Consider the following 12,213-nt stretch of genomic DNA (forward strand, 5'->3'; position numbering starts at 1 on the left):
AAGGGCCCGCACAGATGCACGTCCATTCCCAGAGTCGCGGCCATGCGCCCGATCCAGAAGCCCTGGCCGCCCGGGTGGACGTGCAGTTCGGTGCTTCCGTCCGGCGCCTTCTCGAGCGTGACCGTGAGCAGGGGAGAGGGGGCGAAGACGAAGGCGTACGGGTTCACGGACGTGTTCTCGGGTTCCATGCCGGTCCGTATACCCCCTCCGAGCAGCGATGACACCCGATCTCGTGTGACACCTGCGGTAGCGGGGTATGCGTCTGCCGCAAGCGAGCTGTCGTCCAGAAACATGAGGAGCGGGCATGGCCAGGATCGCGACGATCGAGGCACCGGTGACACCGTCGAAGGTCTGGGAGATCCTCGCGGACGGCTGGCGGTACGCGGGATGGGTGGTGGGTGCGTCCCGCATCCGAGCAGTCGACCCTGCCTGGCCCCGACCGGAAACCCGGATCCACCATTCGGTGGGCCTGTGGCCGTTCCTGCTCGACGACTACACCGAGGTCTGCGCGATGGTGCCCGAGCGGGAACTCGTGCTGCGGGCACGCGCCTGGCTGTTCGGTAAGGCCGAGATCGCGATCTCCCTCGAACCCACTCGGGACGGCGGCACCCGCATCTCGATGGCCGAACACGTCGTCGAAGGACCGTACGCACACGTCCCCGATCGTGTGCAGGAGGAACTGGTGTTGCCACGGAACCAGGAATGCCTGCGGCGACTGGTGCTGCTCGCCGAAGGCGCCACCGAATGAGCGACACGACGGTGGATGCGGTCGTCATCGGTGCCGGGCAGAACGGCCTGACGGCCGCCGCTGTGCTCGCCGATGCGGGATGGGACGTCCTCGTGCTCGAAGAGCAACCCGAACCCGGCGGAGCGGTGCGCAGCGCCGAGCTCCATCCCGGATTCCGCGCCGATCTGTTCAGTGCGTTCTATCCCCTCGGTGTGGCCTCACCTGCCTTCCGGGCCCTCGATCTGGAGTCGCACGGCCTCCGGTGGGCGCGATCGCCCAAGGCATTCGGTCATCCGCTCGGCCCTCACGACGAGGACGCGATCGTCGTCTCGCCGGATCCGGCGGACACGGCAGCGGACCTCGAACGTCGCTGCGTCGGTGACGGTGCGGCGTGGCTGGCCCTGTTCGAACAGTGGAAGCAGGTGCGCGGCCCACTGCTCGAACTGCTCCTCGGACCTTTTCCACCCGTCCGGGGCTCCGTCGACCTGATGCGGACCATGAAGACGGGGGACCTGCTGCGCTACGCACGCATGCTCGCGTTGCCCGTCACCCGGATGTCCGCCGAACTGTTCGGTGGCTCGGCGGCGCGGCTGTTGCTCCTGGGCAATGCGATGCACGCCGACACCCCGCCCGAAGCGCCCGGAAGCGGCGTCATGGGGTACATGCTCACGATGCTCGCGCAGGACGTCGGCTTCCCCGCGCCGGTCGGTGGCGCGGGGGCGCTCACCGACGCATTGGTCCGGCGCGGCACCTCGGCAGGTGCGGAGGTGCGGTGCACTTCGCCTGTGGTGGGCATCGAGGTGCAGGGCGGGAAGGTGTCCGCCGTGCGCACCGCGGGCGGCGACCGGGTGAAGGTGCGACGTGCCGTCCTTGCCGACGTCTCGGCTCCGGCCCTGTACACGCGTCTCCTCCCGGCCGCCGCCGTCGGTTCGCGCGTGCTCGACGACCTCCGGAAGTTCGAATGGGACACCCCGGTGGTGAAGGTGAACTATGCCCTCGACGGCCGTGTGCCGTGGCGTTCGCCCTCGCTGAGCGGAGCCGGCACCGTGCACGTCGGCGCCGACACGAACGCGATGATCAGGTGGTCGGCCGATCTGTCCACCGGCGTTGTCCCCGAATCGCCTTTCCTGTTGTTCGGGCAGATGACCACGACCGATGCCACGCGGTCGCCGGAGGGCACCGAAAGCTGCTGGGCCTACACACATCTGCCGCGCGGCGTCACGGACGACGCGTCAGCCGACCGCCTCGCCGAGCGTGTCGACGCGCAACTCGAGGCCTACGCACCGGGATTCGGAGCACGTGTGGTCGGGCGACACGTCCAGCGGCCCGGGGACCTCGAAGCAGCCGACGCGAATCTCGTCGGCGGTGCCGTCAACGGTGGAACCGCGCAGGTCTACCAGCAGTTGTTCCTTCGGCCCACTCCCGGATTCGGCGGACCGCGAACTCCGGTCGACGGTGTGTATCTCGCCGGTGCGGCCGCGCATCCCGGCGGCGGAGTCCACGGGATGGGTGGCTGGAACGCCGCGCATGCCGCGCTCGCGGACGGGAAACGCACTGCTCCGGTGACGCGTCGTGTCCGAAATGCTGCTCGCCGGATGCTGTTCTCGTGACACCGGACACCACTCGCGCGTCGGTGGCGTGTTTCACACGGAAGTCACACGGGTATCCGCCCGCGAACGGACGGATCCGGGTTTTCGGCCCGGTGTGGTGGAGATGCCGTCGAGCTCGAGATACCGAGGTGGTGTGACGTGACAGCTTCCCTGGCGCTGGACGGATCGGATTCGCCGCGGGTATGGCGTCTTCCAGGGGTGTACCGCCCTCAGGAGGATTCGTATCTGCTGGCCGGCGCGCTTGCGGACGCAGGCGGTGCCGAAGGTGCGAACGTACTCGATTTCTGTACCGGGACAGGATTTCTGGCGGTGAATGCTGCCATGCTCGGCGCTTCCTCGGTGACGGCCTTCGATATCGACCCACGCGCGGTGCTCAGCGCACGCCTCAACGCGTGGTCGCGCCGGCTGCCGATCCGTGCCCGGCAGGGAAGCCTGGACGACGCGTTGCTCCACGGTCCGTTCGATGTCGTGCTGTCGAACCCGCCGTACGTTCCCTGTGAGGGACAGAACCGTGACGCCCGCTGGGATGCCGGCGCCGACGGACGCTGCGTTCTCGATCCGTTGTGCGACAGTCTCCCCTCGCTGCTCGCTCCCGGCGGATTCGCGTTGATCGTGCACTCGGAGTTCACCGGTGTGGATGCGACGCTGTCCCGTCTGCGGGATGCGGATCTCGAGGCGTCCGTCGTGGCCCGCAACCGGATCCCCTTCGGGCCGGTTCTGCGCAACCGCGCGGGATATCTGTATTCGACACAACTGGCGGAACCCGGGGCTCTGACCGAAGAAGTGGTGGTCGTGCGTGCCGACCGTCCCCGCACGAGGGGTTGAGAACGTGAGTGGTACACCGAAGATCACACAGCTCACTGCGGACGGTGAATGTGAAGCACGGGTGGTGCGGCAGGTGAGGGGTGGTCCGACCCTCGTGGAGGGTCCGGTCCGGATCGTCGCCGACGACGGCGCCGAGACGGTGTCGGACCGCTTCGTGGTGGCCGTATGCCGCTGTCACCGCAGCGCCCTGTACCCCCTGTGCGACACCAGTCATCGCGCCCTCCGGAAACCGAAGACGGCAGCTGCGCGCACCGATACCGAACATCACTGAGACGACACCGCGAAACCGAGACGCCACCGCGAATCCGGGCCGGTCCCTGTACGGGGCCGGCCCGGATGCCGTGTCCGGGGAGCCGGTCGGCCGGTCGAGGCGACCTGCGGGTGAACCCCCGGCGGTGAACAGGCCGGAAACGACGAATCCCGGGTGCTCGGAAGCACCCGGGATCCTGAGTCCTGTCTCGTGCCGGACGTCTCCTCCCGGCACGGACTGTCGAAGGGGTCAGTACCAGTGTGCGCGTCCGCCGATGGCCCGGCCCGTCGCGCCCAGGATCGCAAGGATCACGCCGATCACCAGGAGTATCACTCCGAGTGTGGTGAGGATGGAGATACCCGTGAAGAACCCCACCACCAACAGAATCAGACCCAGAATGATCATTGTCGCCACCTCAGATGTCATGTCCGAGACCTGGAAGTCTCGGAGCCCGGCGATCGAATAACCGGGTTGGTCCGTTTCCAAACGTTTGTGACAGGAGAAATTCGGACGAAAGTCCTTCCGCACCGGTCGAAGGTCATCGAGTACGCCCGGAGGTTTGGATCTCCCCGTGTCCCGGGTATCCGTCTGCCGACACACCCGAGCATTCTGGAGGTAGATATGTCGAAGTCGAGCTACACGGTTCCCGGCCTGAGCGATGCCGACGGTTCGCGCACCGCGCAGATTCTCCAGGAGCGCCTGAGTGCCTACAACGACCTGCACCTCACGCTGAAGCACATCCACTGGAACGTCGTCGGCCCGAACTTCATCGGCGTCCACGAGATGATCGACCCGCAGGTCGAGCTCGTACGTGGATACGCGGACGAAGTCGCCGAGCGGATCGCCGCGCTCGGTGGTTCCCCCAAGGGCACGCCCGGTGCCATCGAGAAGAACCGCACGTGGGACGACTACTCGGTCGGCCGCGACACCGCGCAGGCGCACCTCGCCGCCCTCGATCTCGTCTACGACGGACTGATCACCGACAACCGCAAGGCCATCGACGAGGTCGGCAAGCTCGATCCGATCACCGAGGACGTCCTGATCGGCCAGACCGGCCAGCTCGAGAAGTTCCAGTGGTTCGTCCGCGCACACCTGGAGAACGCCTCCGGTGCTCTTCCGAACGCGGATGCGCAGACGGAGAAGGACGCAGCGGACTCGGCCCGCTGACCGGAACACACGGACGACACGGACGGCACCGACGATCCCGATGGCCTCGACCTCACGGACCGGCCTGCCACGACGCATCGTCGTCACCGGAGCGAGCGGGAACGTCGGCACGGCGCTTCTGCGCCGGCTGGCCGCTCATCCCGCACAACTCGATATCGTCGCGATCGCGCGCCGGATTCCTCCGGCGCGCGATCCGTATGCGGCAGCGACGTGGTGTGCCGTCGACCTCGCCGATCCCGACGCCGCACGGGTGCTGGCGCCGATCTTCGCGGGCGCCGACGCCGTCGTCCACCTCGCGTGGGGATTCCAGCCCTCGCATCGTCGCGACTACCTCCGCCGGGTCGCCGTGGACGGCACCCGCGCCGTGCTGACGGCCGCTGCCGAGGCGGGGGTACGGCACGTGGTCCACATGTCCTCGGCCGCCGTCTACTCCGGCGGTGCGTACGGCCGGGAAGTGGACGAGTCGTGGGGTCGCGACGGGGTACCCACCTGCGTGTACAGCGTCGACAAGGTCGCGGCGGAGAAGTTCCTCGACGACTACGAGACGGGTACGAACGTTCCCGTCCTCACGCGTTTCCGACCGGGATTCATCGGGCAACTGGTCTCCGGCTCGGGCCTCGAACGTTACGTGCTGCCCGAGTTCGTGCCCGCCGGCATCACGAACCACCTGCCGGTGATTCCGATCGACCACGGTCTCACCATTCCGGCCGTGCACTCCGACGATGTCGCCGATGCGCTGGTCGCAGCCCTCGAACGTCGGGTACCCGGTCCGTTCAATCTGGCGGCGCCGACTCCGGTGGGAGCGCGGGATTTCGCCGCTCCGTTCGACTGCCCGACGGTTCCGGTGCCGCGATGGGGGCTGTCGGTGCTCGCCGAAGCGACCTGGCGCCTCCGGTTGCAACCGGTGCAGGGCGGCTGGATCGATCTCGCGTACTCCTGCCCCCTGCTCGACTGCACCAGGGCCCGGGACGAACTCGGGTGGTCGCCGAAACACGACGGTCCTGATGTGTGGGCCGAGACGGTACGCGGAATGCGCAGCGCGACGGGCACGGACAGTCCTGTCCTCTCCCCGCGCAGCGCGCGGGAACGCCTTGCCGCACTCGTCGAGCGCGGACCGATCGGCCGGCGGATTCCGTCGTAACACTCTCCGGCGCAGAATCATCCGTTCCCGTTCTTGTCACCCCTGGGTTTCACGGACGGCCGGATGCGGTATCCACGAGCATGACGAAACCATCGAATCGAGCTCACGCTCCCACCACTGCTTCCCGAGCTTCGGGTTGGGTCGGATACGCCTGCATCCTCGTGGGGATCGCCGTCGTCGCTCTCGTCCTCTACGCGGCGGGCGACGGCTTCGAAGGATGGGTGCTCGTCGGTGCCGTCGCCGCGGCCGTGCTCATCGTCGTCGGTGTCGTGATGTCCGCTGTCAATCTCCGTCGACGCCGCCTCCGCGGCTCCGGTGGTACCCCCACACACGAACCCGGTCTCATCGACTGAGCCGGATGCCGGCACGAACGAGGTGGAGCCTCGGGACGCACCGTCCCGAGGCTCCACCTCGCTGCGTCGTACCCGGCAATCAGGCCGGCGCCGCGGCCGACGTGAGGAGCGAACTGCGGCCGGCGGCCCAGCTGCCCAGCAGATGGCTCCCGAGCCGTCCCTCCAGGAACTCGATGGCCTGCGCGCCGAACGAGATGTCCTGCGCCCGAGCCGGGTCCTGTTCGAGCAGGTAACCGACCACGTCGTGCCGCAGGACGAGCTCGTGGACGGCGTCGGCCTCGATGTGTTCGGAGTAGAACAGGATGCAGGCGTCGTCCGCATCCAGGCGTTCGAGGGCCTCGACCATGCGCCGGGCGCTCGGGGCGGTGGTGATCTCGGCGGCGGCGAACATGCCGACCAGCATCGGTGTGTACGCGCGGTGCAGACCGCACAACGACATGAAGTTCACCGTTGCGAGGGTGACGGCAGGGACGACGTCGAGATATCCCAGATAGTCGTCCTTCAGGCCGGCAGCGAGCAACAGGTCGGCGAACAGCCGCGAATGCATGCGCTCGGCACGGCCGCCGCCGTACTCGTCGAACTCGACGGCGACCAGCGCGGCCTTCGCGCGACCGGACAACCGGGGGATCGCGAGAGCGTGCGGGTCCGCCTCCTTGAGGTGGTAGATCGAGCGATGGACGAAGAACTCGCGCATCATCTCCCACGTGCCGTTCGCGGCGAGTTCGTGGGAGACACCCCACGAGTCGTCGGGTTCGCAGCACAGATCCTCGAGGACGCTCTGCGGATCGTCCGAGGCCGGTACGTCGGCACGCAACCGATCGAGGAAGACGCGCTCGAGGCGTGCCCGGACCCCGAGGAGTGCCGGTGCCCATTCCCACGCGGGATCGACACCCGCGAAACCACGGTAGTGGAGCTCGTAGAGAACGGCGAGGGCGAGTTGGACGTCCTCGCCGTAGGCATCCGCGCCGTCGGTCGTCACATTCCACGGGGCATCGTCCACCGGACCGCCGAGACGTTCGACGATCTCGGCGGAGATGGGTCCGCGGGGCGTGGGAAGCGGAGCGTCGTGCACATCGCACATCCGGGTCTCGTGGGCCATGAGTCCGGGTTACCCGCTCGGAGGCTCGCAAAAACGGCCGGGCGGGCGGCGAGAGCTGCGCATACCGGTCTCCGGACAACGATGCCGGCGGTGAATACCGCAACGGTCTGTGGGTATCCGGCGGCCATGAGCGAGGATCGCGAACGAGAACCCCACACCATCGATTACCCCGGTGACACCGACGACATGGCCGAGCGTCCCGCCGACGAGATGCGCGGCTACGTCGGACGCGGATTGCTGTCGGGTCGCAAGGCGCTCGTCACGGGCGGCGACTCCGGCATAGGACGTGCCGTCGCGGTCGCTTTCGCGAAGGAGGGCGCCGACGTCGCGATCGCGTACCTCGAAGAACACCGCGACGCCGAGCACACCGCCGACCTCGTGCGACGCGAGGGCCGCACGTGCCACGTCATCGCCGGCGACCTCGGCGATGCGCAGCACTGCCGGTCGGTGGTGGCCGAGACGGTAGAGCAACTCGACGGACTCGACATTCTCGTCAACAACGTGGGCACCCAGCAGCCCGTCGACGACCTCGCCGAGTTGAGCGAGGAACAGTGGCGGCACACCTTCGCCGTGAACATCGACAGCTTCTTCCACGTGACGAAGGCGGCGCTGCCGCATCTGACGCCGGGTGGGTCCGTCATCAACACTGCCTCGGTCAACGGGCTGCGTGGCAACAAGACGCTCATCGACTACTCGGCCACCAAGGGTGCGGTGATCGCGTTGACCTATTCGCTCGCGCAGGCACTGCAGGACAGGCGGATCCGGGTGAACTGCGTGGCGCCCGGGCCGGTGTGGACCCCGTTGATCCCGGCGACCATGGATGCCGAGAAGGTGTCCGAGTTCGGGCAACAGGCACCCTTCGGGCGCGCCGCGCAGCCCGACGAGATCGCCCCGTCCTACGTATTCTTCGCGTCGGAGACGATGTCCTCGTACTACAGCGGTGAAGTGCTCGCCCCACTCGGCGGCGAGACCATGCCGGGCTGACGTCGAGGTAGGGTCGGGAGAGAGCAAGAACGGTCGGGCGGCGGCCGGGGTCTGCACGCGACACTGAACGCATGACCCTCGGCCGTGACCGACTCCGGGAACTGCTCGACGCCGTTCTCGAGGAGAACAACGTAACCCTCGAACGGATGGCGCAGCACGCCTACGCCTCGCCGTGGCATTTCAGCCGCACCTTCGCGGTCGGTACCGGCGAGTCGCCGGTGGCGTTGCGCCGCCGGGTGATGCTCGAACGCGCCGCCTGGCAGTTGCGCCACGGCAGGTCGGTCACGGATGCGGCGTTCGCCGCCGGTTACGACAGCGTCGAAGGGTTCGGACGCGCATTCGCCCGCGCCTACGGATATCCCCCGAGCGTGACCGCCCGGGTGCTCGGCACCGGCGGCAGCGACCACTGGCTCCCCGCCCCCAACGGTGTCCACTTCCACCCGCCCACCAATCTCTGGGTCGAGGAGGACGGGCAACGGCCCGCGGCACCCGCTCATCCGGAGCGCGAGGTCCTGGCACAGATGGTGCAGCACGATCTCGCGGACACCCGCTATCTCCTCGGCCGTGCCGCGGAACTCGACGACGACGAACGCGAGCGGATCCGGTTCCCCGGCCTCGTCGTGCTCGAGTGGGACGGCCCCGAGGAGTCCGTGTCGCGGGTGCTCGGCAACCTCGTGCGCGCCAAGGAGGTCTGGCTGGCGTCGATGGTCGGCGCCGACCAGCCCGTGGAAACGGACAGTGGAATCGGCTCGCTGGCAGCACGTTTCGACGATGTCGCACCGCGATGGGTGGAGACGATCCGCGACATCCATCGCCGTGGCGCCTGGGGCGACATACTCATCGACGCCCTGTGCGACCCTCCCGAGAGCTTCGTGCTCGCAGGAGTGGTCACCCATGTCCTCACCTTCGCCGCGCACCGCCGCCAACTTGCTCGGCACATGATGCGGGCGGCCGGCCTCGACGTCGACCACGGCGATCCACTCGACTGGAACAGGAACAGCTCATGACCCGGATGATCTACTACACCGCAAGCACGCTGGACGGATTTCTCGCGACCGAGGACCATTCGCTCGACTGGCTGCTCACCCGCGAGACCGGGGACGGCGGGCCCGTCGGGTACGAGAAGTTCATCGCCGGTATCGGCGCCATCGTGATGGGGTCGTCGACCTACCGCTGGGTTCTCGACCATGCGGGTGCAGACAAGTGGGAGTACGACCTGCCCTGCTGGGTGTTCACGCATCGCGACGACCTGCCCGTGGCCCGGGCGGGGGACGAACCCGGCGACATCCGGTTCACGCAGAAGGACGTCCGGCAGGTCTACGCCGAGATGGCCGAAGCCGCGAACGGCCGCGACCTGTGGATGGTGGGTGGCGGCGACCTCGCCGGACAGTTCGCCGAGCACGGCCTGCTCGACGAACTCGTCGTCTCGTTCGCGCCGGTGACGATCGGATCCGGCCGACCACTGCTCCCGCGGTACGTGGAGATGCGTCTCACCGAGATCGGGCAGAGTGGGGAATTCGCCGTCATGCGCTACGAAGTGTGCAAGGACGCCACCAATCGGTTGTGATGTGCGTCACCTGAAGGTACCGTCGGCACCGAGAGGGACACACCTCGTCCAAGGAGGCCGGTCGTGAAACTCAATCTCTTCGTGGCGTGGAGCGCCTACGCGCTCGCGCTGGCCTCGGTCCTGATGATCGCCCTGACGATCGTCGCGGCCGGTTACGGATTCGAGGGCTGGGCGATCGTCGCGGCGCTCGCTGCGGTCGTCGCGCTCGGAGCGGCATTCGGCATGGTCACCGGAACCGTTCGCCGCGACCACAAGCGGCACTACGACACACCGCACCTGTTCTGAGGGCCGTACGCGACGCGAGTCGGTGGGAGCCGGCTCGCGTCACTCACCTCGCACAGCCTCCTCACGATCCGCGAGTCGGTCATCCTACGACTCTGCGAGTCGGTCATCCTACGACTCTGCGAGTCGGCGTTTCTCCGTTTCGATGTCGAAAGTGGGCTCCGGCCAGTCGAGGTCGAGACGCTCGAACGCGTCGATGAGCAGTTCGGTGACCGCCAGACGGCTGTACCACTTGCGGTCGCACGGAATGACGTACCAGGGCGCCTCGTCGGTGTTCGTCCGATCCAGCATGTCCTGATAGGCCTGCTGGTACTGCGGCCACAGGGCGCGTTCCGAGACGTCGCTCGGGTCGTACTTCCAATGCTTGTCGCGGCGCTCGAGACGTTCGGCGAGGCGCTTCTTCTGCTCGTCCAGCGAGACGAACATCGCCACCTTCACGATGGTCGTGCCCTCGCGGACGATCTCGCTCTCGAACCGGTTGATCTCGTCGTAACGTCCGCGCCAGATGCTCTCCGGCACCAGCGATCTCACCCTGGCGACGAGCACGTCCTCGTAGTGTGAGCGGTCGAAGACGCCGAGCTGACCGTTGCGGGGGAGTGCCTTCGAGATCCGCCACAGGAAGTGGTGCCGCTTCTCCTCTGCGGTCGGGACACCGAAGGCCGTGTGGTCGACGCCTTGCGGGTCGACGTGACCGACGACGTGACGCACCATCCCGCCCTTTCCGGCGGTATCCATGCCCTGCAGGATCAGCAGCACCGAGCGGGTACCGCCGGTCCGGCCCTCCGCGAACAGCATCTCCTGGAGTCCGGAGAGAACGGCGCCGCGTTCGGTGAGCAGACGCTCGCCGAGAGCCTTGTCGCCGTCGAAACCCGGCGTGGCGTTCGTGTCGATGGCGGCGACGCGCGTGTCGGGCCCTGCCCGGAGGGCTTCGACGATCGAGGCCGGCCGGAAGACATCGTCCTTCGTCATCGGCCAAGCGTGTCACACACGACGAGCCTCAGGTGGGATCGACACCGTTCGCGTCGGCGCTCGAATGGACGCCGTTCGCGTCGGTCGGCAGCGGGTACGGCGGACGTGAGATGCCGTCGACCATGTGGCTGCCCCACAGATCGATCTCCGAGATGCGGGCGGTCGCAGGCTCCGACGCGCCCGGGACCGTGATGGTCACGGTGGTTCCCGGCGCGGGGGAGGGGTCTCCGCCGAGAGCCTCGGCGAGCTTACGGATCCGGCCCCGCCACACGTGCCGGCCGAGCAGCGGATCGAACCGGCCGGAGATCTCGACATCGACGCCGACCGTGCGGTCTCCCACGGCAACCTCGGCAGGGCCGCGGTAACCGGGATCGTCCTGGTCGTGCAGATCGTCCGCGTGGTCGCTCATGCTCGCACTATACGTGCTACTCCGAGTAACGGTAAAGCTGGCGATCAGGGAGCGGGCGACGACTCCGGCAGGAGCGGATGCGGCTGCGACTTGAAGCGCATGGGCGATCCGGCGACACCGGCGATGCCGGTCATGCCGCCCCAGATCATCATCGTCAGGTAATCGATGAGGTCTTCGGTGGTCATCGACTTGTTCGAGATCCACCAGTGCGTCGCGAGCTGGATGCCGCCGACGATTCCGTACGCCCAGGGCACGGCGCCACCCGAATCCATCCCGAGCAGTCGCAGTCGCTCGCCCAGGACGGTCGCGACGAGTTCGGCGATCATCCGCTCGGAATCGGCCACCACGTCGCGTCCCGCCGACGCGCTGTTGCTCATCACGTACAGATAGACCTCGGGATCATCGGCGACGGTCTCGACGTACGCCGTGATCGCCTCCCGGGTGAGGTCGTACTCGTCGAGATCCTCGGCCACCGCCGCGTAGATCCGGGGGGCGAGAACCGTCTCGACGTACCGCAGCATCGTGGCGGTCGTCAGGTCGCTCTTGTCGGTGAAGTAGCGGTAGAGCACCGTCTTCGACACGCCGATCTCGGCGGCGATCTCGTCCATGCCGATCTCGTGTCCGCGCGAGCGGATCGCGTTGATGGTGCCGTCCACGAGCTCTTCCCGGCGAGCGATCTTGTGTTCGTGCCAGCGCCGTTTGCGGCCGTCCTGCTTGACGGGCGGGACGACCTCGGTCGAGGTCGGGTTCGGAGTCGTCTGCGGTCTGCTGGACACTGTGTGGCACATCCGTTCGGTGTCGATCGTCGGCTCAGTCTACGATCCGGCCTT

General features: G+C 67.6%; 16 protein-coding genes and 1 pseudogene. 11 read left to right on the forward strand and 6 right to left on the reverse strand.

The annotated features are described in order from the left end of the window. Positions 1-188: pseudogene (locus tag R1101_RS26130) on the reverse strand (phosphofructokinase); the annotation flags it as partial. Positions 189-304: 116 nt separating this feature from the next. On the opposite strand from R1101_RS26130, the gene R1101_RS0107960 reads away from it, so the two are divergent. The 4 genes from R1101_RS0107960 (at position 305) to R1101_RS26135 (ending at position 3,433) form a co-directional block, all read left to right on the forward strand. Continuing rightward, positions 305-748 (forward strand): SRPBCC family protein, encoded by a 444-nt coding sequence (locus R1101_RS0107960; protein ID WP_016932912.1) that lies wholly within the window; start codon positions 305-307, stop codon positions 746-748. Next, entirely contained in the window at positions 745-2,337 is a 1,593-nt protein-coding gene (locus R1101_RS0107965) for a phytoene desaturase family protein (protein ID WP_016932913.1), read from the forward strand. Before R1101_RS0107960 ends, R1101_RS0107965 begins: the two co-directional genes overlap by 4 nt. A 198-nt stretch (positions 2,338-2,535) precedes the next feature. Continuing rightward, positions 2,536-3,162 carry a HemK2/MTQ2 family protein methyltransferase gene (locus tag R1101_RS0107970; protein ID WP_016932914.1) on the forward strand — a complete coding sequence of 209 codons (627 nt, stop codon included), beginning with the start codon at positions 2,536-2,538 and terminating at the stop codon, positions 3,160-3,162. A gap of 4 nt (positions 3,163-3,166) precedes the next feature. Continuing rightward, positions 3,167-3,433 (forward strand): CDGSH iron-sulfur domain-containing protein, encoded by a 267-nt coding sequence (locus R1101_RS26135; protein ID WP_051017500.1) that lies wholly within the window; start codon positions 3,167-3,169, stop codon positions 3,431-3,433. A gap of 228 nt (positions 3,434-3,661) precedes the next feature. On the opposite strand, the gene R1101_RS30640 is transcribed toward R1101_RS26135, so the two are convergent. Further along, on the reverse strand, positions 3,662-3,817 hold the full coding sequence (locus R1101_RS30640) for a DUF6131 family protein (RefSeq protein ID WP_006552398.1): 156 nt from the start codon (positions 3,815-3,817) through the stop codon (positions 3,662-3,664). Between the two features lie 216 nt (positions 3,818-4,033). Between R1101_RS30640 and R1101_RS0107985 the strand changes: the two genes are divergently transcribed. The 3 genes from R1101_RS0107985 to R1101_RS0107995 all read left to right on the forward strand — a co-directional run bounded on the left by R1101_RS0107985 (position 4,034) and on the right by R1101_RS0107995 (position 6,073). Then, positions 4,034-4,579: a Dps family protein gene (locus tag R1101_RS0107985; RefSeq protein WP_016932917.1), complete on the forward strand. Its 546-nt coding sequence runs from the start codon at positions 4,034-4,036 to the stop codon at positions 4,577-4,579. A gap of 40 nt (positions 4,580-4,619) precedes the next feature. Beyond that, on the forward strand, positions 4,620-5,720 hold the full coding sequence (locus tag R1101_RS0107990; protein WP_016932918.1) for an NAD-dependent epimerase/dehydratase family protein: 1,101 nt from the start codon (positions 4,620-4,622) through the stop codon (positions 5,718-5,720). An 80-nt stretch (positions 5,721-5,800) separates the two neighbouring features. Continuing rightward, a complete protein-coding gene (locus tag R1101_RS0107995; RefSeq protein WP_026003012.1) occupies positions 5,801-6,073 on the forward strand; it encodes a hypothetical protein in 273 nt (90 codons plus the stop codon). A 79-nt stretch (positions 6,074-6,152) separates the two neighbouring features. Here R1101_RS0107995 and R1101_RS0108000 read toward each other — a convergent pair whose 3' ends face one another. Further along, positions 6,153-7,172: an iron-containing redox enzyme family protein gene (locus R1101_RS0108000; protein WP_016932920.1), complete on the reverse strand. Its 1,020-nt coding sequence runs from the start codon at positions 7,170-7,172 to the stop codon at positions 6,153-6,155. Between the two features lie 126 nt (positions 7,173-7,298). Here R1101_RS0108000 and R1101_RS0108005 point away from each other — a divergent pair, with 126 nt between their 5' ends. The 4 genes from R1101_RS0108005 to R1101_RS0108020 all read left to right on the forward strand — a co-directional run bounded on the left by R1101_RS0108005 (position 7,299) and on the right by R1101_RS0108020 (position 10,008). Further along, positions 7,299-8,156: an SDR family oxidoreductase gene (locus R1101_RS0108005; protein ID WP_016932921.1), complete on the forward strand. Its 858-nt coding sequence runs from the start codon at positions 7,299-7,301 to the stop codon at positions 8,154-8,156. 71 nt (positions 8,157-8,227) lie between these two features. After that, positions 8,228-9,163, forward strand: a complete 936-nt coding sequence (locus R1101_RS0108010; protein ID WP_016932922.1) for a helix-turn-helix transcriptional regulator — start codon at positions 8,228-8,230, stop codon at positions 9,161-9,163. After that, entirely contained in the window at positions 9,160-9,723 is a 564-nt protein-coding gene (locus R1101_RS0108015) for a dihydrofolate reductase family protein (protein WP_016932923.1), read from the forward strand. The genes R1101_RS0108010 and R1101_RS0108015 overlap by 4 nt, the downstream gene beginning before the upstream one ends. A gap of 63 nt (positions 9,724-9,786) precedes the next feature. After that, on the forward strand, positions 9,787-10,008 hold the full coding sequence (locus R1101_RS0108020; protein WP_016932924.1) for a hypothetical protein: 222 nt from the start codon (positions 9,787-9,789) through the stop codon (positions 10,006-10,008). Between the two features lie 108 nt (positions 10,009-10,116). Here the strand turns inward: R1101_RS0108020 and R1101_RS0108025 are convergent, their stop codons facing one another. The 3 genes from R1101_RS0108025 to R1101_RS0108035 are packed head-to-tail and all read right to left on the reverse strand — an operon-like array spanning position 10,117 to position 12,171. After that, positions 10,117-10,974, reverse strand: a complete 858-nt coding sequence (locus R1101_RS0108025) for a polyphosphate kinase 2 family protein (RefSeq protein WP_016932925.1) — start codon at positions 10,972-10,974, stop codon at positions 10,117-10,119. A 28-nt stretch (positions 10,975-11,002) separates the two neighbouring features. After that, positions 11,003-11,383 (reverse strand): DUF4873 domain-containing protein, encoded by a 381-nt coding sequence (locus tag R1101_RS0108030; protein ID WP_016932926.1) that lies wholly within the window; start codon positions 11,381-11,383, stop codon positions 11,003-11,005. Positions 11,384-11,427: 44 nt separating this feature from the next. Beyond that, positions 11,428-12,171 carry a TetR/AcrR family transcriptional regulator gene (locus R1101_RS0108035; protein WP_115311496.1) on the reverse strand — a complete coding sequence of 248 codons (744 nt, stop codon included), beginning with the start codon at positions 12,169-12,171 and terminating at the stop codon, positions 11,428-11,430. Positions 12,172-12,213 lie beyond the last annotated feature (42 nt).

The organism is Rhodococcus sp. R1101, assembly GCF_000278445.1.
In the GTDB taxonomy this organism is placed as follows: Bacteria; Actinomycetota; Actinomycetes; order Mycobacteriales; family Mycobacteriaceae; genus Rhodococcus; species Rhodococcus gordoniae.

Bases quoted from the DNA above. Each gene is read 5' to 3' on its own strand.
- R1101_RS0108015 (WP_016932923.1), top strand. From the start codon at position 9,160: ATGACCCGGATGATCTACTACACCGCAAGCACGCTGGACGGATTTCTC.
- R1101_RS30640 (WP_006552398.1), bottom strand. From the start codon at position 3,817: ATGATCATTCTGGGTCTGATTCTGTTGGTGGTGGGGTTCTTCACGGGT.
- R1101_RS0107990 (WP_016932918.1), top strand. From the start codon at position 4,620: ATGGCCTCGACCTCACGGACCGGCCTGCCACGACGCATCGTCGTCACC.
- R1101_RS0108010 (WP_016932922.1), top strand. From the start codon at position 8,228: ATGACCCTCGGCCGTGACCGACTCCGGGAACTGCTCGACGCCGTTCTC.
- R1101_RS0108005 (WP_016932921.1), top strand. From the start codon at position 7,299: ATGAGCGAGGATCGCGAACGAGAACCCCACACCATCGATTACCCCGGT.
- R1101_RS0108035 (WP_115311496.1), bottom strand. From the start codon at position 12,171: ATGTGCCACACAGTGTCCAGCAGACCGCAGACGACTCCGAACCCGACC.
- R1101_RS0107960 (WP_016932912.1), top strand. From the start codon at position 305: ATGGCCAGGATCGCGACGATCGAGGCACCGGTGACACCGTCGAAGGTC.
- R1101_RS0107985 (WP_016932917.1), top strand. From the start codon at position 4,034: ATGTCGAAGTCGAGCTACACGGTTCCCGGCCTGAGCGATGCCGACGGT.
- R1101_RS0107965 (WP_016932913.1), top strand. From the start codon at position 745: ATGAGCGACACGACGGTGGATGCGGTCGTCATCGGTGCCGGGCAGAAC.
- R1101_RS0108030 (WP_016932926.1), bottom strand. From the start codon at position 11,383: ATGAGCGACCACGCGGACGATCTGCACGACCAGGACGATCCCGGTTAC.
- R1101_RS0107995 (WP_026003012.1), top strand. From the start codon at position 5,801: ATGACGAAACCATCGAATCGAGCTCACGCTCCCACCACTGCTTCCCGA.
- R1101_RS0108000 (WP_016932920.1), bottom strand. From the start codon at position 7,172: ATGGCCCACGAGACCCGGATGTGCGATGTGCACGACGCTCCGCTTCCC.
- R1101_RS0108025 (WP_016932925.1), bottom strand. From the start codon at position 10,974: ATGACGAAGGACGATGTCTTCCGGCCGGCCTCGATCGTCGAAGCCCTC.